This window comes from Apibacter sp. ESL0432, from assembly GCF_019469225.1.
In the GTDB taxonomy this organism is placed as follows: Bacteria; Bacteroidota; Bacteroidia; order Flavobacteriales; family Weeksellaceae; genus Apibacter.
Genome location: NZ_CP048266.1, coordinates 2,184,140 through 2,207,528, shown reverse-complemented (window position 1 = coordinate 2,207,528; position 23,389 = coordinate 2,184,140). Strand labels below are relative to the sequence as shown.

The following is a 23,389-nucleotide window of genomic DNA, read 5'->3' as shown; positions in this document are numbered from 1 at the left end:
AAATATTTATTATAATTTATTATATATTTATTTTAAATAATTTATAATTAGTCTAATACATGCTTAATTTATAATTTTAATTTTGAATATTTATATTTTTATTAAACATTTTTTTTAATTAATATAGCTTAATAAAATACTTGATTTTATTCTATTATTCAAAAACCATCTCTAGTTTAAAATTTAAAATTCCATTATTTAAAAAATCTATCAATGTGTATTTATAATGTTTGATAAACTCAGTATTTTTGCACATAGAACCAATCCAAGTTTAATAAAGATGGCTGAGCTGTCTTCGAATCAAATCAATTGATAAAATGAGCAGAGCAAAATATACAGAAGAAGAATTACGGTTAGACCTTGAACAAAAAGATTATGAATATGGTTGGACCACGGATTTGGAATATGAAGATTTCCCTACCGGATTAAATGAAGATATAGTTCGTGAAATTTCCAAAAGAAAGAATGAACCGGAATGGATGTTGGAATGGAGATTAGACTCTTTTAAATTATGGAAAGAAATGAAAGCTCCTCATTGGGCTAATGTTACTTTTAAAGAGCCTGATTTCAATAATATAAAATATTATGCGGCACCTAAACAGAAAAAAGAATTAACGAGTTTAGAAGAAGTAGACCAGGAATTATTGAATACTTTTGACAAACTAGGCATTCCGTTAGAAGAACAAAAAAGATTAACAGGTGTAGCAGTAGATGCGGTAATAGATAGTGTTTCAGTTAAAACAACCTTCACAGAAACATTGGCTGAAAAAGGAATTATTTTTTGTTCTATTAGCGAAGCCATTCAAAATCATCCGGATTTAGTTAGAAAATATTTAGGAAAAGTAGTGCCTAAAAGCGATAATTTTTATTCTGCTTTAAATTCGGCAGTTTTTTCAGATGGTTCGTTTTGCTATATACCAAAAGGAGTGAAATGTCCGATGGAACTTTCTACCTATTTTAGAATTAATCAATCCGGAACCGGTCAATTTGAAAGAACACTTCTAATAGCCGATGAAGGAAGCTATGTTTCCTATTTGGAAGGATGTACAGCACCTCAAAGAGACGAAAATCAATTACATGCAGCCGTGGTTGAATTAATCGCTTTAGACGGAGCAGAAATAAAATATTCAACCGTTCAAAATTGGTATCCGGGAGATAAGGATGGTAAAGGAGGTATTTATAACTTCGTAACCAAAAGAGCTCTTTGCGAAAAAAACGCTAAAATTTCTTGGACACAAGTTGAAACGGGTTCTGCTGTAACATGGAAATATCCATCCTGTATTTTAAAAGGAGATAATTCAATTGGAGAATTTTATTCAATAGCAGTAACTAATAATTTTCAACAGGCAGATACAGGAACAAAAATGATCCATATTGGAAAAAATACACGATCAACAATTATATCAAAAGGAATTTCTGCAGGTAAATCACAAAACAGCTATCGAGGATTAGTTAAAGTTTTACCTCAAGCAGATAATGCAAGAAATTTCTCTCAATGTGATTCTTTGCTGATGGGTAATAATTGTGGAGCTCATACCTTTCCCTATATTGAAATAAAAAATAAATCTGCCCAAATGGAACATGAAGCCACAACCTCCAAAATAGGTGAAGATCAGATTTTTTATTGCAACCAGCGAGGTATTGATACGGAAACTGCAATAGCATTAATTGTTAATGGATTTAGTAGAGAAGTACTTGATAAGCTTCCTATGGAATTTGCAGTAGAAGCAAAAAAATTACTGGAAATTTCGTTAGAAGGCAGTGTTGGATAAAAGCGTTGCATAAATATATTGTTCAGTAAAAAAAACTTTCTATGGTATAGAAAGTTTTTTTTATTTGGTTTTTTTTCAACTATTTTTAAAAATTGATTTTATACGTGCCGGTTACCGATCGAGTACCTGCATTACCTTTTACGTATTGTTTAATCCATTTAATGCCTGTATTCAATAAACAAGTATTATTTATCCCTGACTTTCGACTAACAGAAATAACATTTCCATTTTTATCAAGAATATAGGAAAAAATAATAGTTCCGGAACCATTGCAACTATGTTCGGGAACTTTTCCGCCTCTTCCCATAGTACCCGGAATGAAGCTGACTAATTTTCTTCCGTTTCCAATTCCCTCTCCACCGCTTCCGTTTCCTCCTGTTTCTACTCCTTGGTTTTGACCCGGTCTTCCTCCGGTCCCTTCACCGGTGGAAAATGTTCCTGTTCCTTTACCTTTTATTAAATTTCCTAGAGCGGCATTTCCTTTGGGATTACCTCCTGTAGAACTCTTATTTCCTACACCTGCTACTGTTTTGGATTTAGTTTTATTTGGGATAGTTTTTGAGTTAATTTTAGTTACAGGTTTGGTTTTATCCTTTTTCTTAATTACCGTTTTTTTAGCAGGTTCGGGAACAATATCTTTGGTTTCGCTCTGATTGGCTAAAATAGGTTTGTTTTCTTCTTCTTGTTTTGAATCTTGGGAAGATTTATCTTCAAGATTTGTTACTGATTGTACTTCTCCACCTTCACCCGATAAAACATCTTGATCAATAGGCTCTTCATCCCCTAAACCCACTTCATCAGTTCCAAAATTAGCACCCATATCATCCATATCAAAGTTTATATCAATATAAGCAGGGGGAGTCATAGTTAAAAAAACGGTTTTATAAGTTAAAATAAATGATAATATGGCGGCTGAAATTATTAGAGTAATAATACCGCTAATTAACTTCTCCTTTTTATTATCATAATACTTAATTTTATAACTATCACTCATAGCTTATTTTTCCTCTTGAGTATGCGGATTCGTCGCAATTAAAACTTTGTATTTATTTCTATTGGCAATATCCATTAAAAAAACAACATCTTTGTGTAAAGCCTCTTCATCTGCTGCAATAACAAAAGTAGGAGATGGATTGGCGTTAAATATCGTTTTTAAGGTGGGCTCGATTTCGTTTTTAGCTATTAATTTTTTATTTAAAAAATATTTTCCATCCATTGAAACCCCTATATAAACTCTTTCAGCAGGCATTTCCTGACCTTTGGCAGTTGGCAATTTTATATTTAAAGCAGACTGATTTGCAGATGCAGTAAGCATAAAAAATGTAAGTAATAAAAATATTACATCTGTTATGGATGCCATGCTAAATTCCGGAGTTACTCTATTTCTACTTCGTAATTTCATAAATTAATGAGTAACAGGTTTGTTTAATATATCCAGAAAATCAATAGCGGTAAGCTGTAATGCATGTACACTTCTATCAATACGAATAACCAAAATGTTATAGAATAAATACGCCAATAAACCAACAATTAATCCCGCAGCAGTATTTGCCATAGCAGAATAAATACCACCGGCTAACATTTGAGCGCTGGCTTGATCTTGTGCGCTGGTAGCAAAGAAAGCAATGATCATTCCGATTACCGTACCCAAAAAACCTAGCATGGGAGCGGCTCCTGAAATAGTACCTAAAACACCTACATTTTTTTCCAATTCAAAGATTTCCAACTGAGCTGTGTTCTCTATAGCATCACTAATATCCCGAGTAGGTTTACCAATTCTCATTAATCCTTTATAAAGCATTCTACCTTCAGGGGTATGAGTTCTTTTGCATAAATCTAAGGCTGCGTTGATATTACCCTGATGAATAAGATCTTTAATATCATTAAGAATGGAAGAATTTTTATTGGAAAACTTTTTTAAGGTTAGAAAACGTTCAAAGAAAATATAAAGAGAAAGCATGAAAAGCAAGAAAAGGCAGATCATTACAAATATACCTATAGGCCCCCCATGTGTAAACATTTCTAAAAGGGAAAATTGTTTTTCATTAATTTCTCCACTTTGTGCAAGTATTTTTTCTGCGGTCTTTAAAGAATCATTCATATAAATCCTTTTTTGTATAAAAGTTTTTTAAATTATTTGTGCAAAGGTAGGAATTATTGTTAGTCTTTTCTTAAATATAATCATATAAGATTAGAAGTAAAATGGTATCTTCGCGTTGTTAATTCTTAAAATGAATGAGAGATACTAACACTAGTAAAGGAAAAGAATTTATAGCTGTCATTCAGGATAATAAAACAGGTAAGGTTTTAACATCCGGTCAATGCACCTTTGCGTTGCTAAAAAAAACTCAGGCAGAAAAAAAAATTTATTTTGTTGGTGATTTTTTTGATGATTTATACACAGCAGAAGAATTTTTATGGAACAAAGATAAGACTGTGATATTAATCAAAGTTAAAACCAACAAAGATTCAGATAAATATTTACCAACAACGGATTTCTTGGAAGAAAATAGAAATTCCTATTCCTATTTAAGTATTTTAGAAAAAAAAATAGGAAAAAGCATTAAAGGAGAAAAGCAAAATACACATATTACTACTGTTTTAAAGAAAGGCAAATCCAAAATTGCGCAAAAATTTGGAGAAGAAGCAGTAGAGTTGGTAATTGAAGCAGCTAAGGAAAACGATAAATTATTTAAAGATGAAGCCGCAGATGTTTTTTATTATTATCTGATATTGCTGCAGGAAAGAGGATTTTTATTAGACGATATTTTAAAGCAATTAAAGCTACAACGAAGAAAAATTTAAAGTTCTTCCTCCTTAATCTGTTCAATTTCGATTCCTGCCTCCCTTAAAAAATCAATGCCACTCGTATCAGAATACTCATTGATATATACCAAACGCTTAATACCTGCCTGATGAATCAATTTGCTGCATTCGCGACAAGGAGAAAGTGTAACATAAAGAGTAGCTCCTATGCAGGATTGTGTAGATGCAGCCACTTTAAGGATGGCATTAGCTTCAGCATGCAAAACATACCATTTGGTAGTTCCCGTTTCGTCCTCGCATATATTTTCAAAACCTGTAGGAGTACCATTATATCCGTCAGAAATAATCATACGGTTTTTAACAATTAAAGCTCCTACCTTCTTTCTTTCACAATAAGATAATTTACCCCATTCTTGAGCCATGCGTAAATAAGCAATATCATATTTCGTTTTCATAAGCTAAAAATACATTTTTTTACTAAAAGGCTTAACTAATTTATTGATACTTTTTTATTTTTTTAACAGTTATTAAAAAGGGAAATACAGATATATAAAAAAAGTATTTATGAATAATTTAAATTATTTGGAATAATTATTGTCATAAACAAAAGATAAAATATGTTATAATTAAATAATAATACATTTAACACGGAAAAATTTTGTTATGGAAAATCTATTAGATTCATTAAAGAAAATTATTACACCCGAAGCTGTTTCTAATATATCTTCAGAATTGGGAGAAGATACAGGAAAAGTTACATCAGCAATAAAAACAGCCGTTTCCAGTTTATTCGGTGCAGTTCTAGAAAAAGGTAATGATAATAAGTTAGAAAATATATTGAAACAAGCGGGAAATATTCCTTCTATTTCAAATGTAAAAGGATTGTTTTCCGGACAAGCAGATGCTGAAACACAAAAATTAAGTTCAGGCTTTTTAAATAATCTTTTTGGGGATAAATTAGGAAACTTTTCTTCTCTGATATCTTCTTCATCCGGCTTAAAAAGTGAAAGTACCACCAAACTAATGGGAGTTATATCTCCATTAGTAGCAGGATTTTTAGGGCAAAAATTATTAGCAGGAGGAAATTTCAAAGGCTTATTAGGACAGATAAATTCAGAAAAAAATGGATTTTTATCATCAATACCTTCTGGTTTAGCCGGTATTTTAGGGGTTTCTTCAATTTCAGGATTAGGAGATTCTTTTCTAAACAAAGTTTCATCTCAAACTAAAGAAACTGCAGAAAACGTAAAAGAAAAAGTAGAAGATACCTATCATGAATATAAAGATAAAATGGAAAAACATTCCGGTGGCGGTTGGTTAAAATGGCTTATCATATTTTTACTTGCGGGTATTCTAATCATTTGGTTATTTTCTAAAAATGGATGTTCTAAAGGAAAAGGTACTACAGCTCCGGTAAATGATTCCATTCAAAAAGTAGAGCCTAATGCAAATAATAGAGACACAGTTTCAGCTAATAGTACTAATCCAACAGATCATAAAATAAAAGAATTACTTCCGATTACGTTGCCAAGCGGAACAGTTATCAATGCTTTTCCTGGAGGAATTGAAGACAAAATGGTCAATTTTTTGCAATCCGATGAATATAAAAATGCAACTAACGACGATTTAAAAAATAAATGGTTTGATTTTGATGCCATCAATTTTGAATTTGGAAGCGGAACAAAATTAACGCCTGAATCGGAAACACAAGCAAAAAATATTGGAATTATACTTAAAGAATTTCCTGATGCAAAAGTTAAAATTGGAGCTTATACCGATAAAAAAGGAAATGACCAAGATAATTTAAAATTGTCTCAAGAAAGAGCAAATACTGTAAAGGAAATATTTATTAAAAATGGATTTGGAGATAGAGTTGACGGAGCTGAAGGGTATGGTTCCAAATTTGCAACAGTTGATGCAAACGCTTCCGATGAAGAAAGAGCTAAAGACAGAAGAATTTCTTTACGTTTTGAAAAATAAAATTTAGACAATTAATTTAAAAAAACTATTATATAACTGTAGCAATAGGATAAATATGTAAGAATCTAATAAATAAGAGTAAAACCTTAAGAATTCTATTCGTAACCCATTCTTTATTTTATATAAATGAATGGGTTTTTTCTTTTAATTTAAGAATAATATCTAGTATTTGTAAACTCAGCACATAGCTAAATAGTCAATTTATATGCATAGCAAGAACAAAATATATAAAGTAAAGTACACTATTAAATCACGCTCATAATTAAATAATAATCTAAATATAAATTAAAGAAAAACATAAAATCGGCTGAAATATTTTGTATTATAAAAAGATAATTAGTATTTTTGTTAAAATAATTAAGTAAAGTGAAAGCAATATTTTTAAATAATATATCTTGGTGGTGGTGCTCTCAGCTTCAATAGCCGTGGGCAGTAAGGTGTATTATTTTAAATAAAATAGTAAAAGAATAAGAAAAACCTACCGTGTTCACGGTAGGTTTTTTTGTTTTTTGAAATGATTAATTACATAAAATGAAAAAAAAATGAAGCATACATATAGTGTAAACCAAGAAGGTTACTATGGAGAATTTGGAGGAGCTTATATTCCTGAAATCCTTTATGAAAATGTGGAAATTCTAAAAAACAATTATTTAAAAATATTAAATGACCCAAAATTTCAAAAAGATTACCACGATTTACTAAGAGATTATGTAGGAAGGCCTTCACCTTTATATTTGGCAAAAAGACTGTCTCACAAATACGGATGTAAAATCTACTTAAAAAGAGAAGATTTAAATCATACCGGAGCGCACAAAATCAACAATACAATAGGTCAAATATTATTGGCGCAAAGAATGGGTAAGACCCGAATCATAGCTGAAACCGGAGCGGGTCAACATGGAGTTGCCACGGCTACAGTTTGTGCACTAATGAATATGAAATGCGTAATTTACATGGGAAAAGTGGATGTGGAAAGACAAAAGTTGAATGTTGAAAAAATGCAAATGTTAGGAGCAGAAGTACTACCCGTGACGAGTGGAAATATGACCTTAAAAGATGCTACTAATGAAGCAATTCGCGATTGGTGTTCAAATCCGAAAGACACGTATTATATTATAGGTTCAACCGTAGGACCTCATCCTTATCCGGATATGGTTGCTCGTTTACAATCAGTCATCAGTGAAGAAATTCGCAAACAACTGTTAGAAAAAGAACAAAGAGAAACCCCCGACTATTTGATAGCATGTGTAGGAGGAGGAAGCAATGCTGCCGGAACCATCTATCATTTTTTAAATGAACCTTCGATAAAGATTGTCTTAGCTGAAGCAGCCGGAAAAGGATTAAACTCCGGAGAATCTGCTGCGACGATCCATTTAGGAAGATTAGGAATCATTCACGGAAGCAAAACATTACTCATGCAATCAGAAGATGGACAAATAGAAGAACCGTATTCTATATCGGCCGGATTGGATTATCCGGGAGTAGGTCCCCTTCATGCCCATTTGTCTAAAACCAAACGTTCGGAAGTTCTGGCAATCACAGATGAGGAAGCTCTAGATGCAGCCTTTGAATTAACAAGATTAGAAGGTATAATTCCCGCCATTGAGTCGGCACATGCCTTAGGAGTATTGAAGAAAAAGAAATTTAAAAAGGAAGATATTATTGTGATCTGTCTATCGGGAAGAGGAGATAAAGATATGGAAACATACATAAAAGTTCAGGAAAATCGAAACGAATAAAATATGAAAATACAGGTAAAAACTAAGAAATTATTAGCAGACTTACAAACTCCGGTGGGAATATATTTAAAAATAAGGGATGCTTTTCCTGAATCTGCCTTACTCGAAAGTTCTGATTTTCATGGTGGAGAAGACAGCTCGTCTTTTATTGCGATGGATCCTTTAGCTAAATTTAAAGTTAAAGACTATGAAATTACAACGGAAATAAACGGGCAAACAAAAATCAAAAATTTAGAACAACCTTTAGTTAACGAATTGGATGATTTTATTAAAAGCTTTCAATTACAAGGAGAGAATCCTGCTAAAATTAATGGTTTTTTTGGATATACTTCCTATGATAGTATTCAATATTTTGAATCGGTTGATCCTAAAAATAAAAAATATGAAAATGCGGATATTCCTGAATTATTTTACATTTTTTACCGATTTATATTAGTTATTAATCATTTAAAGAATGAATTAACCATAGTTGAAAATATTCCCGAAGGGGAAAAATCAGATATTCATCAACTAGAAGCCTTATTGCAAAATAATAATTTTGCTTCCTATAATTTTAAGATCAAAGGAGATGAAAAAAGTTTTATTTCCGATGAAGAATATATAGAGTCTGTAAAAAAAGGGATTGCACATTGTAAAAGAGGAGATGTCTTTCAGATTGTTCCTTCACGGTGTTATTCACAAGCATTTACCGGCGATGATTTTAAAGTATATCGAGCGTTACGATCCATTAATCCGTCTCCCTATCTTTTTTATTTCGATTTTGGTTCTTTTCGAATATTCGGATCATCCCCCGAAACGCATTGTAAAATAAATAAAGGACGAGCTTATATTGATCCTATAGCCGGAACATATAAAAGAACCGGAGATGATGAAAAAGACAGAAAACTTTCAGAAAAACTCTTACAAGATGAAAAAGAAAATGCAGAACATGTTATGTTGGTAGATTTAGCAAGAAATGATCTGAGCCGAAATTGCCATGAGGTCCAATTAGAGTTTTTTAAACGAGTACAGTATTTTTCACATGTGATACATTTAGTTTCCCGTGTGAGTGGAATTGTGGATGAAAATAAAAACAGTATTTCTGTATTTGCAGATACATTTCCTGCAGGAACCTTATCCGGAGCACCCAAAGTTAGAGCCATGCAATTGCTGCACGATATAGAAAAACATATGCGGGGAATATATGGAGGATGTATCGGTTATATTGGTTTAGACGGAAATTTAAATCAAGCAATTACCATCCGGTCATTTTTAAGCAAAAATAATGTATTGTATTATCAAGCAGGGGCGGGCGTTGTATCCAAGTCAAATCCCGAAGAAGAGTTAAAAGAAGTAAATAACAAGTTAGGAGCGCTTAAAAAAGCAATTGATCTGGCAGAAATTTTAAAAAATTAATTATATATGAAAGCTTTACTTATTATCGATATTCAAAATGACTATTTTGAAGGAGGAAAAAATCCTCTAAATAATTCTATACAAGCTTGTGAACAAGCAAAAAACATATTAGTAAAGTTCAGAAAAGAACAATGGCCGGTAGTCCATATACAACATGTATCGTCAAGGTCGGATGCTACTTTTTTCCTTCCTCATACTCAAGGAGTAGAAATACATTCCCATGTTAAGCCGAAAGACGAAGAAAAAGTCATCATCAAGAATTTTCCAAATAGCTTTATAAATACAGATCTTCAAGATACTTTAAAGAAACTTAAAGTTGATGAACTTGTAATTTGCGGAATGATGACCCATATGTGTGTGGATGCAACTACTAGAGCAGCAAAAGACTTAGGCTATTCTTGTACTTTAATAGGCGATGCTTGTGCAACACGAGATCTTGAAATTAAGGGAGAAAAAATACAAGCTAAAGAAGTTCAAAATTCATTTTTAGCAGCCTTAAGTTATTACTATGCCGATGTACAAACGGCTAACCAATTCTTAAATTCATGTTCTAAGTAAATATACAATGAAACTATTGGTTTTAGATAATTATGATTCATTTACCTATAATTTGGTTCACTTAATCAAAGAATTGAATTATACCGAAGTAAATGTATTTAGGAACGATCAAATCACGGTATCAGAAGTAGCAGACTATGATAAAATAATATTATCACCGGGCCCGGGAATACCTTCCGAATCAGGAATATTGCTCTCATTAATCAAACGATATGCTTCAACTCATTCGATTCTGGGGGTGTGCTTAGGAGAACAAGCTATAGGAGAAGCTTTTGGTGCTAAATTGACCAATTTGGAAGATGTGTATCATGGAGTTGCAACGAAAATAAGAATAATAGATGAAGACTATATATTCAAAGGTATTTCTGAAGAAATGGAAGTTGGGAGATACCATTCGTGGATTGTAGATAACCAAAATTTTCCGGATGAACTTCAAATTACGGCTGTCGATCATGATAATCAAATTATGGCTATAAAACATAAGCATTATGATGTCCACGGAGTTCAGTTTCATCCTGAATCCATACTTACCCCGAAGGGCAAAAACATTATAAAAAATTTTTTAGAAAATTAAGTTGATATGAAACAACTATTAAACAGACTCTTTGAGCATCAATATTTAAACCGAGAAGAAGCGAAAGAAGTATTGACTAAAATGGCCGCGAAAGAATATAATGAATCTCAGATTGCCGCTTTTATAAGCGTTTTTCTTATGAGAAATATTAGCATCGATGAATTTTTCGGTTTTAGGGATGCCCTTATGGATTTATGTACGGATGTTTCATCATTAGCCGCATATGATCCTATAGATATCGTAGGTACGGGAGGGGATAATAAAAATACGTTTAATATTTCTACTCTTTCTTGTTTTGTGGTAGCCGGTGCCGGATATAAAGTTGCAAAGCATGGAAATTATGGCGCAACTTCTGTTAGCGGAGCTTCCAATGTGATGGAACAACACGGAGTTAAATTTACTGCCGATATCGGTAAACTTGAACGATCATTAGATCAATCCAACCTGGCCTTTTTACATGCTCCTTTATTCAATGATGCCATGAAGGTGGTAATACCCATAAGAAAAGCATTAGGAGTTCGTACATTCTTTAATATGCTGGGACCTGTAGTAAATCCAATAAAGCCTAAAAGAAATGTATTAGGAGTCTTTAACCTTAAAATGTCTCGTTTATATTATTATATTTATCAAAATACCGATTGTAATTATACGGTCGTACATAGTTTAGACGGGTATGATGAAATATCCTTAACCGATAATTTTAAAGTAGTTACCCATTTAGGGGAACATATCTATTCTCCCGAAGATATCGGTTTGGTAAGATGTACGCAACCGGAGTTGGACGGAGGAAAAACACCTGAAGAAGCTTCAAAAATTTTTGATAATGTATTAAATAATCAAGCAACCAAAGCCCAAAAAAATGCTGTGATAGCTAATTCGGCATTTGCCATACACAATATAAATCCCAAATTAACTATTGAAGAATGCATAAATCAAGCGAGAGAATCGTTGGAAAGCGGAAAAGCGAAACAAACCTTTCAAAAATTTTTAAGCCTGAATAATTAGGTTTAATAAAAATAAAAAAGATGAAAAAATTAGTACTTATAACATTTATCTTGTGGAATCTGGTATCCTATTCTCAAATAAAAGAAAGAGATCAAAACTTAATTGGATTTTGGCAAGGTACAGAAAAAGGAACTCGAGAAGGAGGAATACGTAACTATTGGATTAAGCAACGGAATATTGACGGAACTTTTCTTTTGTTGAAAATTCAATTGTTGGGAGGAACTGAAGAAAGAGCAATTGTAGATAAAGGGGAATGGTGGACGGAAAAAGGTAATTATTATGAACTTCATTTTACTAGTAAAACAATTGATACCTATTTTTATTATTTTCCTGATCAACAACAAGTTCAGTTTAGAAGAGGACAAATAAATGAAGATTCTGTTGATTTAGATGATGAATTTGTAGAAAAAAAAGTAGTTGATGAGGATAGTAACTCATTCATTGAACCATAAAAGAAAAAAAATGCCTACCATTTTAGATAAAATTATTGATTGTAAAAGGATTGAAATTGAAAAATCAAAAAGGAAAATTTCAATTAAAGATCTGGAAAATAAAATACAAAATGTAAAGAAAAGACAATCGTTTAAAGAATCCTTACAAAGATCTTCAACCGGTATAATTGCAGAATTTAAACGTCGATCTCCCTCGAGGGATTGGATTTTTAAAGATGCAAAAATAGAACAAATTATACCTTGTTATTCTGAAAACGGAGCAAGTGCTATATCCATTCTCACCGATACTGATTTTTTTGGAGGTAATTTGCAGGATTTGGTTAATGCACAAGCCATTACACAAACTCCCCTTCTTCGTAAAGATTTTATGATTGATGAATATCAACTTTTTGAAGCTAAGGCTTACGGGGCAAGTGCAATATTGTTGATAGCCGCTGCTTTAACTGTTGAAAAAACTAAAGAATTGGCAAAACAAGCTAAAAATCTTGGATTGGATGTGTTGTTGGAATTGCATCATGAAAAGGAATTAGATTATATTAATGAATGGGTAGATGTAGTAGGAATTAATAACCGTAATTTAAAAACCTTTGTTACGGATGTACAAGTTTCATTTTATATGGTTAATAAAATACCCCCGGAGTTTTTGAAAATTTCTGAAAGTGGAATATCTTCTTCTCAAACTGTAAAAGACTTAATGCTAGCCGGATATAAAGGATTTTTAATGGGTGAAAATTTTATGAAAACGAATAATCCCGGTAAAGCTTTACAAGATTTTATTGAAGAACTTACATAATCATACCAATTAATAGATGAAAATTAAAGTTTGTGGGATGAAATATCCTGATAATATTGAGCATCTTTCTCTAGTACCTATAGATTATATGGGATTTATATTTTACCCGAAATCCTTACGTTATATGGATAAGATACTCCCCGAAACCATTCTTTCACAAACTAAAGATATTTTGAGGGTAGGGGTCTTTGTTAATGAAAAAATAGAATTGATTTTCCATAGGATTGAAAAATATAAGTTGGATGTTATCCAACTTCATGGATCGGAACATCCAAAATATTGTTCAGATCTCATAAAAAGTTTTCCTAATATAAAAATAATTAAGGCTTTTAATGTATCATCCCCTAATGATTTGCACAGTACAAAAGAATATAACTCAGTTTGTGACTTCTTTCTGTTTGATACTAAAAGCACGCAATATGGAGGTTCAGGGAAAAAGTTCGATTGGTCGTTGATGGATTTTTATGCAGGTGAACTTCCTTTTTTTTTAAGTGGAGGTATTTCAATGGAAGATGTAGGGAAAATTAAAGAAATAAAGCATCCGAAATTATATGGTTTGGACTTAAACAGTAAGTTTGAACTAGAACCGGGAAGAAAAAATATTGAATTAATAAAAGAATTTATAGAAGAAATAAACTATGAATAGAATAAAGCAATTATTTAATAAAAAACAGAAAGGCATTCTTTCCATTTATTTTACGGCCGGATATCCGAATCTTGCCGATACTGGTAAGATCATAAAAGAGCTTGAAAAAAACGGCATAGATTTAATAGAAGTGGGTATACCCTTTTCAGACCCTATGGCAGATGGGCCGACCATTCAGGAAAGCGGCACGTTGGCCTTGAAGAATGGAATGAATTTAAAATTGCTTTTCGAACAAATTAAAGAAGTGAGAAAAGAAGTTGAATTGCCGTTACTATTAATGGGATATCTAAATCCTATTATGCAATACGGAATTGAAAATTTTTGTAAAAAATGTAAAGAAGTCGGTGTAGATGGAGCAATTATACCTGATTTACCTTTTAATGATTATACTACAAAATATAAATCGATTTTTGAAACTTATGATATAAAAGTTATAATGCTTATAACTCCCGAAACATCAGAAGAAAGAATTCGCTTGATTGATGAAAATACGGATGGATTTATATATATGGTTTCATCTGCCTCAACAACGGGAGCGCAAAAAAGTTTTGATGATAAAAAAGTAGAATATTTTCAAAAAATTAATTCAATGAAATTGCGTAATCCTCGTTTAATAGGGTTTGGTATTTCAAATAAAACTACTTTAGAAGTCGCACAATCTTATGCTAACGGCGCTATTATTGGTAGTAAGTTCATTACCTTGTTAAAAGATAATAAAACAATAGAAAAAGCGGTTCAAGAATTAAAAAACACTTTAAAAACTTAATGGGTTTTTTAGTTTTTAAATGTTTGGTTAATACCCTTTATCTTTTCATGGAAAAAATATATGTTCATTTTTCGGTTGCAGTACAATCTTCGCCTGAACTAATTTTAACAAAAAAATTATTTTAAAATAATTTTTTAAATAGTAAGTGTATTTCTGTTTATCCTTATAATAAAGGGATTTACAGAGAAAGCGGGTAGATTAAAAAATACTTTTTCCATGGATCAAAAAAAAATATTTTACAAAGCCTTATTAGAAAGGGATAGTTCATTTGAAGGAACTTTTATTGTTGGTGTTAAAACTACCGGTATATTTTGCCATCCTACCTGTTCAGCACGAAAATCTAAATTTGAGAATGTTGAATTTTTTTCTTCGACTAAAGAAGCTTTAAGTAAAGGATATAGAGCATGTAAAATATGTCATCCTATGGAAAGGAATGGTGAAACGCCGGAATTTATTCATAAATTATTACAACATTTGGAAGACAACCCCAATATTAAATTAAAAGACTTTGATTTAAGGAATTTTGGAATTGAGCCAATAAAAGTTAGAAGGTGGTTTCTTAAAAATCATGGAGTTACTTTTCATATGTATCAAAGAATGTATAGAATAAATGAGGCATTTAAAAAATGTAAAGAAGGTAATAATATTACACATATTGCCTATGACTCAGGATTTGAATCGTTGAGCGGATTTAATGAAACTTTTAAAAAAATAACAGGAATTACACCTAGAATGAGTAAAGAAAAACAATTAATTAATCTTACCCGCTTGGCAACCCCTTTAGGTACTATGATTGCTTGTGCCTCAGAGAAAGGCATATGTTTATTGGAATTTTCGGATCGTAAAATGTTAGAAAGAGAGCTACAATTAATATCAAAGCGTTTTAATACTTCTATTGTGCCAAGTGAAAATAGTTTATTTAAACAATTAAAGCAACAATTAGACTCATACTTTGAAGGTACTTTAAAAGAATTTACAGTTCCATTAGACTGGGTTGGTTCTGATTTTCAAAAAGAGGTATGGAAGGTCCTTCTTAAAATACCTTACGGAAAGACTTCAACTTATGCCATTCAAGCAAAACGTATCGGTAAGCCCTCTTCTGTTCGAGCGGTTGCAAATGCTAACGGTATGAATATGATTTCTATATTGGTTCCTTGTCATAGGGTCATTGGTTCGGATGGATCTTTAACAGGTTATGGAGGAGGACTGTGGAGAAAGAAAAAATTATTAGAGTTAGAAGCAAAAGGTTCGTTACAATTAAAATTGTTTTGATATTAGCAATATAACAGACTATATAGTATAATTGGTTACTAATTTATTTTTATCAATTCTCAATAAGTTCAAAATCTAATTGTTTCTTTTCAAGATTAGCTTTTATAACTTTAATATATACAGAGTCACCCAACTGATATTTATTGCCGGTTCTTTGTCCTATAATAGAATAGGTCTTTTCATCATAGCGATAATCATCATCCCGTATATCTCTTGTTTTAATCATTCCTTCGGTTCCGAATTCTTTAATTTCTACATAAATACCATATTCGGTTACTCCGGTGATTACTCCCTCAAAAGATTCACCTAAGTGCTTTTCCATAAATTTAACCTGCATGTATTTAATACTGTCTCTTTCAGCATCGGCGGCTAATTTTTCCATATTGCTGCAATGTTTTGCCATATTCTCGATGATTTCTTTGTTTGCAGACGGTTTTTTATCTAGAAAATCTTGTAAGAGACGATGGGCAATTACATCAGGATATCGGCGTATGGGAGAGGTAAAATGACTGTAATATTCGAAAGCTAAACCATAGTGACCTACATTTTCGGTTGAATATTTTGCTTTTGACATAGTACGGATGGTTAGCGTTTCAATCATATTTTCTTCGCCTTTCCCTTTTACGTCGGCAAGTAATTTATTGATGGATTGATAGGTTTTATTTTTATTGGTTATATTTATATCATATCCCAAAGTATTTACAAATTGTTTAAGAGAAAGTAATTTTATCGGATCCGGGTCGTCATGAATTCTATAAATAAAAGTTCGATCGGTTGGATTTCCTTTTTTAATGGTACTAACATATTCGGAAACTTTTTTATTGGCCAGAAGCATAAATTCTTCAATTAAATGATTGCTGTCTTTTCCAATTTTAAAATAAACTCCTACGGGATTTTTATTTTCATCTAAATTAAATTTTACCTCTATTTTGTCAAAAGAGATTGCTCCTTTGTTCATTCGATCTTCTCTTAGTAGCTTTGCTAAATTATTAAGGGTGTGTATTTCTTCTTCAAAATCGCCCTTTTTTCCCTCGATAATCTCTTGAGCTTCTTCATAAGTGAATCTTCTGTCTGAATGGATAACCGTTCGTCCAAACCACTGTTTTTTTACTTGTGCTTTCTCATCCAATTCAAATACGGCGGAAAAAGTATATTTATCTTCTTTAGGACGTAAGGAACAAACATTATTGCTTAAGACTTCAGGAAGCATTGGAACGACTCTATCGACTAAATACACGGAAGTTCCTCTTAAATAGGCTTCTTTATCTAATAGGGTTCCCGGTTTTACATAATGGGAAACATCTGCGATATGAATTCCAATTTCCCAGTTGCCGTTGTCTAACTTTTCGATAGAGAGTGCATCATCAAAATCCTTAGCATCAACAGGGTCAATGGTAAATGTAGTGACAGTACGCATATCTCTTCTTTTAGATATTTCATCCTCTGATATGCGTATATCAAGTTTTTCCGCTTCTTTTTCAACTTCATAAGGAAATGTATAAGGTAACCCATATTCACTTAAAATAGCATGAATTTCGGTTTCATTTTCTCCGGGATCTCCTAATACTTCAACAATAGATCCCGTAGGACTGTCTTCTTTATCTTGCCAATCGAGGAGTTGAACCACTACCAGTTGACCGTTTTTTGCACCGTTGAATTTATCTTTTGGTATAAAAAAATCAGTGTGAACGGAAGGTTTATTAACTACTGCAAATCCAAAGTTTTTGTTCGGAGAATATTCAAATTTTGCAACAAATTTTGTTTTGTAACGTTCCAGGATTTCAATAACTTCTCCTTCCGGTTTTCTGTTTTTAAATTGATGGACTATAGCTTTTACAATGTCATTTTGTAAAGCTTTTCCTGTTTTTCCTTTCGGTATAAAAATATCTTTTTCAAGACCGTCAACAATTAAATAGGCATTACCATTCTGACTGAAATCAATTTTTCCGGTAACGGATTCTTTTATGGAATTGATTTGATATTTTCCGGTTTTTATTTCTGTTAGTTGTTTTTCAGAAACCAAACTTAAAAGTCCTTGTATTACAAATTCCCTTTGTCTGGGATTTTTGTAATCCAGTATTGTGGATATTTGTTTATAATTGTATTGTTTATTCGGGTTTTTTATAAAGATGTTAAGTATATTTCTTTTTAAATTTCGTAGTTTCTCTTTATGTTTAGTAGAAATTATTCTCTTTTTCTTAGTCATAATATATTTTAAAATTTATTTAAATATTCGCCTATTTCATAAAAACTTATCAGATAAATTTATAGTAATAAGTAATTATTTATTGTTACAAAAAGTTAACCACAACGAATATTTATCCAATCGAATTTAATAGTTGGATTAAATACGGAGTTAGTATAGGAGCAAATATAGCAGTTAATACACCATTTAAAGCCATTCCAAGTGCTCCGTAAGCGCCAAATTTTTCGCCATTTTTAACAATTTCCGCCGTACCTATAGCATGAGAAGCAGAACCCACAGCTATTCCGATTGCTTTGTGATCTTTAATTCCTAATTTAGTTAGGAATCCCCATCCGAAAAGGGCACCGACAAATCCGGTAATAAAAACTATCGCAATAGTAAGAGACGGAATACCTCCCAAACCTTTAGATACCTCCATTGCAATAGGCGTTGTTACAGATTTTGGAGATAAAGAATAAGCTATAATGTCTGAAGCACCTAGAATTTTTGCTATAACAACCACGGAAATAATTCCCGCAAGACTTCCCGCTATCATAGCGATAAAAACTCGTATATAACTGCCTTTTAAATGTTTTATATACAAATAAAGCGGTAGACCCAAAGTTACCACGGATGGTCCCAGCCAAAAAGAAATTAAAGAGGTATTATTGTTATAATCTTCATACGAAGTATGTGTCACTTTTAAATAGACAATCAATAAGATTATAGAGGTTATACCCGGATGAAGTATTTTATATTTGAATTTAGTAAACAACAGATTACATAACCAAAAAACCAGTAAGGTTAACGTTATATGAAAAAGAGGAGTATCTAAAAATTCCTTCATTCTTTTTTCTTTCTAATAAGTAAACTTACAGTTAATAACACGATAAAGGTACTAAGTATAATGGATATTATAATTGCTAACCATTCCTTAGAGATTAAGTCCCATTGGGAAGCTAATCCAACCCCTAAAGGTATAAATAAAATCAGCATATTATTTAAAAAGAAAGTAGCCACTTCTTTTATATCTTCCACTTTTATGATATTCAATTGTAAAGATACAAGTAATAACAGCATGCCTATTATGCTTCCCGGTATCTTTATTTGCAGGATGAAAACTATTAATTCACCAATAAAATACAACAGTAATATAATTCCTAATTGTGAAATTAATTTCATATAGCAAAATTACTATATTAAATACAAATCAAATATTATTTTTCCTAAGATATTTAATGAAAAAAATAATTTTTAAGTAAAAATTTAGATTTTGATTTGTATTTTGATAAAATTACAATTAAATATTTTATATATTGGAAATAATTCTTCCATCACTAATTTATAAATAAGCCTATTTGTTTAGGCTAAATAGCTAGACGCTTTATCAATAAAATCAATAGTTTCAATCGAATTTTCAGCATCTAAACAAGATGAGGTTGAATTTTTTAACGAATGTACTATTTCTTTATATAACAATTTATGAAGCGGTTCTTTAGGCAAATCAATACCTTCAAAAAAGCTCTCTTTTACATTATAATGTACTAGTTGATCCAAATATTGGCCACCAATTTTTATTGTTCCTTTTTCTGCAATGATAGTAATTGATGATTCAAAATTTTTATCATAGGTAGAGATCGTGTAACACATGCTTCCCAGGGTTTTTCCCGATTTAAATTGTAAAATTCCACTATCGGGGAATTCAATTACGTTTTGAAGCGTATAATTGGCAGTTAAATTGCTTAGTAATTCAATTTTTCCCAATAAATAATGTATTATGTCTATGAAATGAGAGAATTGAGTAAACAGTATTCCTCCATCTAACTGCTTTGTTCCACGCCATGAATTTTTTTTATAATAGCGGTCATTTCTGTTCCAAAAACATTCAATATTTATAAGAAAAATTTCACCTAAATAATCATTGTCAATTAAATTTTTGACGTGGTTTATTATATGTGAAAAACGTAGTTGCAGAGAGGTAAATAATCGAACATTATTATTCTTTGCGATAGTAATTAATTCTTCAATTTGGAATTTATGAAATGTAATGGGTTTTTCCACCAACACATTTTTAGATAATTCCAGGATTTCTTTCGTTTGTTTATAATGGTAACCGTTGGGTGTTGCAACTATATACAAATCAATATCAGGGAAAATAAAATGGCATTCTGATATACTTTGAAAAATAGGGATATTTTTATTTTCCAAAACGGAATTATCCGTATCAATCAAAGCAACTACATTTAAATTTTCATTTTGTGTGATATTTTCATAGTGTATTTTTCCTATATGGCCGAATCCTATAATAGCTATTTTAAGAGTGTTTTTTTTCAAATTTATTTAAATATTTTACAAATTGGATAAGCAAAATTATAAATATTGAAAATAAAAAACCATATAAAATAAAAGAATACGTACTTCTATTTGTAATTAAAGAATTGTTATCAACTAATTGAGGTTCTGAAATTAGTGTTATTACTTGAGATTTTTGAACTTTTTCTACTTCAGTATCAGCTAATAATTGTGTTATCTTTAATGCTTTATTAAGTAAATCCTGTTCAACATTCGTTTTAGAATCTTTATTAATAGATAGAGAAGATGCGGAAATTTTGGATTTATCCCCTTTAGCTATAGATAGTAAGAGGGTATCAATTATCTTTAATTCATTTTTATATATTTTAGATTTAGTATCTATTGAATTTAAATAAGCTTCTTTAAAACGGGAAAAAAACGGATCATTTTCAAACGGACTTAAAATTTCGTTTTTAATTTCTTCAGAAGAAAGTTTATTTGTTGATGTTATATGTATAGAGTGTTTAAGATAATCAGTGTCTACAAGATATTGTCTAAACTTATTAATTAATTCAAAGTTTTTCGAAAAAATAGAATCATTTTTTACAATATTATCATTATTTTTTATGGTAGTATAAAATATATTAAGCTCTTCAGTTAGTGATTTAATAGGTTGTATTGATATATTTTTTAAACCTTTAAGTTTGCTTTCTTTATTTGCAGCTAATTTATTGTATGAGTCAATGAGTTGATATAGTGTTTTAGAACTATTAAAATTAGGTTCAACAATCATATCATAATTATAATAAATGGGTATAATGCCCTTATTTAAGTAACCTAACACACCGGAAATAATTACGACAATTAAAATAAAAAGAAAGTATTTTTTTAATAAAATAATAAACCATAAGATAGTTTTAAAAATTTTTTCGAAAATGTTAATAATTTTAGTTCCAATTTTTTTAACAATGTTTATAAGATAATTAAAAAAATCTATAATATTTACTTCGTGGTTTTGGTTTTGTTTAGTCATTTATTTTAGATAAATTAATTTTTAATATTTAATATTTGCTCAAGTATCTTTTGAGTGATCAAATACGTAGGTTTTACACCGGTTAAACCCAATCCTCCGGAGGCTAATGTACTTCCGGTTTCTAAAGGGTTATCTGAGGCATAATAAGCATATCTTAATTTTACGTTTTCACCTATATGATGACGTATTTTAGATGCCACTTGAATAGCTTTTTGATAATGTGCTCCCTCCATTTCTAAACCGATGGCTTTCCAAGATGTTTGCATAAAATAAGTCAAAACATTTTTATTTTGTAAGGAAGTACCTAATACGGTAATCATGGCTCCTTTATAAGCGTTAATATTATATCCCTCAAAATCTTTTAAGGAAAGTTGGTTATGAAAAGGGTAGTTATCTGCTGTCCCTTCAAATATATGGGCAGTTGGAATCATAATATCGCCTTTATTTCCAACTAAAATTCCGGCTTTACCTAAGATAGATATTGAGTCAACATTTAGCTTTAATTTTTCTTTCGCATTATTTATTGGCCTTAATAATTCGTCCATTATCTCAAAAGCTTGTTCTCCGAATGCATAATCAAAAACAATTAAAATGTCTTCTTTGTTTATATTTTTAATATTTTTAAAAGGGGTGTTTTTAAAATTAATCTTAGATAGATCGAAGATTTGAACGTCAATATTTGATCCGCTGGTATCTTTACTGTATATCATGCCATTTTTTTGAGCATAACTTTTTACAGAATCAACTAAATCTAAATTTTTACTTAAATCTTCATACATTTTTAATTCTTCATCAGCATGAAAAGTCTTATTTAAAGAATCAAAAGCATACAACATATTTTTCACACTATGCATATTGGAGCTTATAATGTGAATTTTTTTATTTATTAACTTATTTTTAATTAATGTTTTTTTAACATTTTCCGCCCATTTTTCACCAAATAAATGATGACCCACTCTTTCCTTCAAAATGGAGCTGAAAAATATTTCTCTTCTTCGAATTCCTAATTCGTCTTCTTTGCTTACTCTTCCTAAATTGTAAATAATCTTTATAAAACGGTCAGGATCATTTGCTTCTTGAAAGTTTTTATAAGCGGTAATTACTTCATCAAAGCTTCTGCCCAGCATGGTAGCTATATGGGCTAAAATTACCTCTCTTTCTTTTCTTTTTAAAGGTTCAGAGCTTAAGGCTGCATTTTCAACAGATATCCAAATTCTTCCCACTTTTCCGTTAAAATCATGAGTTCTTTTTCTGATTTTGTCTGCTTCATTATATAAAAACGTAAGGTGGGTTAATATATCATAAATTTCAGATCTTCCTAATAATACTTCAATGTTCATTTGGTGCTCATCCACCCGATAACAAGTTCTCCTTCTTTTTTTAGGATAAATAGGGGTAAATGATGATTTGTCTAACCCTTCATTGGAGGTTAAAAATATAAATGAACATTCTTCAATCCCTTGTGGGAGCCTGTCTAATACATAGTTGAGCCCATTAAGTTCCACTTTATCCGGATCTGCTATTGATCCATATATTTCCGGATTTAGTTTTAACAAATAGTTTCTTAATTCAAGTCCTGAAGTACCCGTTGGTTTGAAGCCGCCTCGGTTAAAAAGGTGACGCATGGTTATATACAATCTTTCAATTACGTCTGTCGATTCTCTGGCTTTATATATTGTCATATGGATAATTTTTTAAATAAAGATAATACATTCTTTTATTTAGAATATGAAATTATAGTTGTACATATCCTTTTAAGGAAATGGGCTTGTCTTAATTAGAATATAAATTAGAATAAAGTTTTTAATTAAGATGTGTTTATTGTTATAATTATATAAAAATAATTAATGTGGTAGAAAATAAAATTGAATCATATTACTTTTTTTTGATTTAAAAATTTAACAAAAACAATATATAATTAGTATAAAAGAAAAATTATTTAGAAGTATAAAATATAAATTATATAGAGTGTTAACAAAAATTAAGCCAAAGTTTATCCTAGGTGTTCTTTTTGTATATTTTTGTTTAAATTTAATATTAAATCATCCCATTATAAAAAGCCAACGATACAGTATTATGATTGATTTTTTTGTAATTAAATTTTAAAATAACTAAATAAGAATATAAAAAAAATCTTTTTAAATGAAATAAAAATATTTTA

Annotated in this window: 23 protein-coding genes; 13 read left to right on the top strand and 10 right to left on the bottom strand. The window is 30.7% G+C overall.

Going from position 1 to position 23,389, the window contains the following annotated elements; all coding sequences use genetic code 11:
* The first annotated feature begins 317 nt into the window (after positions 1 to 317).
* Positions 318 to 1,772: a Fe-S cluster assembly protein SufB gene (gene sufB, locus GYM73_RS09525; RefSeq protein WP_220233688.1), complete on the top strand. Its 1,455-nt coding sequence runs from the start codon at positions 318 to 320 to the stop codon at positions 1,770 to 1,772.
* Between the two features lie 85 nt (positions 1,773 to 1,857).
* Here the strand turns inward: sufB and GYM73_RS09520 are convergent, their stop codons facing one another.
* The 3 genes from GYM73_RS09520 to GYM73_RS09510 are packed head-to-tail and all read right to left on the bottom strand — an operon-like array spanning position 1,858 to position 3,873.
* Complete coding sequence (locus tag GYM73_RS09520; protein ID WP_220233687.1) at positions 1,858 to 2,766, bottom strand: ferric siderophore ABC transporter substrate-binding protein; 909 nt, start codon at positions 2,764 to 2,766, stop codon at positions 1,858 to 1,860.
* Between the two features lie 3 nt (positions 2,767 to 2,769).
* On the bottom strand, positions 2,770 to 3,174 hold the full coding sequence (locus GYM73_RS09515; RefSeq protein ID WP_160566225.1) for a biopolymer transporter ExbD: 405 nt from the start codon (positions 3,172 to 3,174) through the stop codon (positions 2,770 to 2,772).
* Positions 3,175 to 3,177: 3 nt separating this feature from the next.
* Positions 3,178 to 3,873, bottom strand: a complete 696-nt coding sequence (locus GYM73_RS09510) for a MotA/TolQ/ExbB proton channel family protein (protein WP_160542919.1) — start codon at positions 3,871 to 3,873, stop codon at positions 3,178 to 3,180.
* Between the two features lie 134 nt (positions 3,874 to 4,007).
* Between GYM73_RS09510 and hisE the strand changes: the two genes are divergently transcribed.
* A complete protein-coding gene (hisE, locus tag GYM73_RS09505; protein WP_220233686.1) occupies positions 4,008 to 4,577 on the top strand; it encodes a phosphoribosyl-ATP diphosphatase in 570 nt (189 codons plus the stop codon).
* On the opposite strand, the gene GYM73_RS09500 is transcribed toward hisE, so the two are convergent.
* The gene (locus GYM73_RS09500; protein WP_105296502.1) at positions 4,574 to 4,993 is read right to left on the bottom strand and encodes a dCMP deaminase family protein; all 420 of its coding nucleotides are present in this window, start codon (positions 4,991 to 4,993) and stop codon (positions 4,574 to 4,576) included. The two genes, hisE and GYM73_RS09500, sit on opposite strands and share 4 nt — an antisense overlap.
* Positions 4,994 to 5,201: 208 nt before the next feature.
* Here GYM73_RS09500 and GYM73_RS09495 point away from each other — a divergent pair, with 208 nt between their 5' ends.
* The 11 genes from GYM73_RS09495 to GYM73_RS10025 all read left to right on the top strand — a co-directional run bounded on the left by GYM73_RS09495 (position 5,202) and on the right by GYM73_RS10025 (position 15,718).
* Complete coding sequence (locus tag GYM73_RS09495; protein WP_220233685.1) at positions 5,202 to 6,518, top strand: OmpA family protein; 1,317 nt, start codon at positions 5,202 to 5,204, stop codon at positions 6,516 to 6,518.
* Positions 6,519 to 7,060: 542 nt separating this feature from the next.
* Complete coding sequence (trpB, locus tag GYM73_RS09490) at positions 7,061 to 8,257, top strand: tryptophan synthase subunit beta (protein ID WP_220233684.1); 1,197 nt, start codon at positions 7,061 to 7,063, stop codon at positions 8,255 to 8,257.
* Positions 8,258 to 8,260: 3 nt separating this feature from the next.
* Complete coding sequence (locus tag GYM73_RS09485) at positions 8,261 to 9,652, top strand: anthranilate synthase component I family protein (RefSeq protein ID WP_220233683.1); 1,392 nt, start codon at positions 8,261 to 8,263, stop codon at positions 9,650 to 9,652.
* 6 nt (positions 9,653 to 9,658) lie between these two features.
* Positions 9,659 to 10,210: a cysteine hydrolase family protein gene (locus GYM73_RS09480; RefSeq protein ID WP_220233682.1), complete on the top strand. Its 552-nt coding sequence runs from the start codon at positions 9,659 to 9,661 to the stop codon at positions 10,208 to 10,210.
* Positions 10,211 to 10,217: 7 nt separating this feature from the next.
* Positions 10,218 to 10,784, top strand: a complete 567-nt coding sequence (locus GYM73_RS09475; RefSeq protein ID WP_220233681.1) for an aminodeoxychorismate/anthranilate synthase component II — start codon at positions 10,218 to 10,220, stop codon at positions 10,782 to 10,784.
* 6 nt (positions 10,785 to 10,790) lie between these two features.
* The gene (gene trpD, locus GYM73_RS09470) at positions 10,791 to 11,789 is read left to right on the top strand and encodes an anthranilate phosphoribosyltransferase (protein ID WP_220233680.1); all 999 of its coding nucleotides are present in this window, start codon (positions 10,791 to 10,793) and stop codon (positions 11,787 to 11,789) included.
* 20 nt (positions 11,790 to 11,809) lie between these two features.
* Positions 11,810 to 12,241, top strand: coding sequence for a hypothetical protein (locus GYM73_RS09465; protein WP_220233679.1), 432 nt, complete (start codon positions 11,810 to 11,812; stop codon positions 12,239 to 12,241).
* A complete protein-coding gene (gene trpC / locus GYM73_RS09460; protein WP_255570970.1) occupies positions 12,210 to 13,034 on the top strand; it encodes an indole-3-glycerol phosphate synthase TrpC in 825 nt (274 codons plus the stop codon). The genes GYM73_RS09465 and trpC overlap by 32 nt, the downstream gene beginning before the upstream one ends.
* Positions 13,035 to 13,050: 16 nt before the next feature.
* Positions 13,051 to 13,680 (top strand): phosphoribosylanthranilate isomerase, encoded by a 630-nt coding sequence (locus GYM73_RS09455; protein ID WP_220233678.1) that lies wholly within the window; start codon positions 13,051 to 13,053, stop codon positions 13,678 to 13,680.
* Positions 13,673 to 14,446 (top strand): tryptophan synthase subunit alpha, encoded by a 774-nt coding sequence (gene trpA, locus GYM73_RS09450; RefSeq protein WP_220233677.1) that lies wholly within the window; start codon positions 13,673 to 13,675, stop codon positions 14,444 to 14,446. The genes GYM73_RS09455 and trpA overlap by 8 nt, the downstream gene beginning before the upstream one ends.
* Positions 14,447 to 14,662: 216 nt before the next feature.
* Complete coding sequence (locus GYM73_RS10025; protein WP_220233676.1) at positions 14,663 to 15,718, top strand: bifunctional transcriptional activator/DNA repair enzyme AdaA; 1,056 nt, start codon at positions 14,663 to 14,665, stop codon at positions 15,716 to 15,718.
* 52 nt (positions 15,719 to 15,770) lie between these two features.
* Here GYM73_RS10025 and rnr read toward each other — a convergent pair whose 3' ends face one another.
* The 6 genes from rnr to GYM73_RS09415 all read right to left on the bottom strand — a co-directional run bounded on the left by rnr (position 15,771) and on the right by GYM73_RS09415 (position 22,910).
* Entirely contained in the window at positions 15,771 to 17,924 is a 2,154-nt protein-coding gene (gene rnr / locus GYM73_RS09440; protein ID WP_220233675.1) for a ribonuclease R, read from the bottom strand.
* A gap of 112 nt (positions 17,925 to 18,036) precedes the next feature.
* Positions 18,037 to 18,750: an LrgB family protein gene (locus tag GYM73_RS09435; protein ID WP_160542906.1), complete on the bottom strand. Its 714-nt coding sequence runs from the start codon at positions 18,748 to 18,750 to the stop codon at positions 18,037 to 18,039.
* Positions 18,747 to 19,085: a CidA/LrgA family protein gene (locus GYM73_RS09430; RefSeq protein WP_220233674.1), complete on the bottom strand. Its 339-nt coding sequence runs from the start codon at positions 19,083 to 19,085 to the stop codon at positions 18,747 to 18,749. The genes GYM73_RS09435 and GYM73_RS09430 overlap by 4 nt, the downstream gene beginning before the upstream one ends.
* Before the next feature lie 180 nt (positions 19,086 to 19,265).
* A complete protein-coding gene (locus GYM73_RS09425) occupies positions 19,266 to 20,237 on the bottom strand; it encodes a Gfo/Idh/MocA family protein (RefSeq protein ID WP_220233673.1) in 972 nt (323 codons plus the stop codon).
* Positions 20,218 to 21,228, bottom strand: coding sequence for a hypothetical protein (locus GYM73_RS09420; protein ID WP_160542903.1), 1,011 nt, complete (start codon positions 21,226 to 21,228; stop codon positions 20,218 to 20,220). Before GYM73_RS09420 ends, GYM73_RS09425 begins: the two co-directional genes overlap by 20 nt.
* 14 nt (positions 21,229 to 21,242) lie before the next feature.
* A complete protein-coding gene (locus tag GYM73_RS09415) occupies positions 21,243 to 22,910 on the bottom strand; it encodes a hypothetical protein (RefSeq protein ID WP_160542902.1) in 1,668 nt (555 codons plus the stop codon).
* Between the last annotated feature and the right edge of the window lie 479 nt (positions 22,911 to 23,389).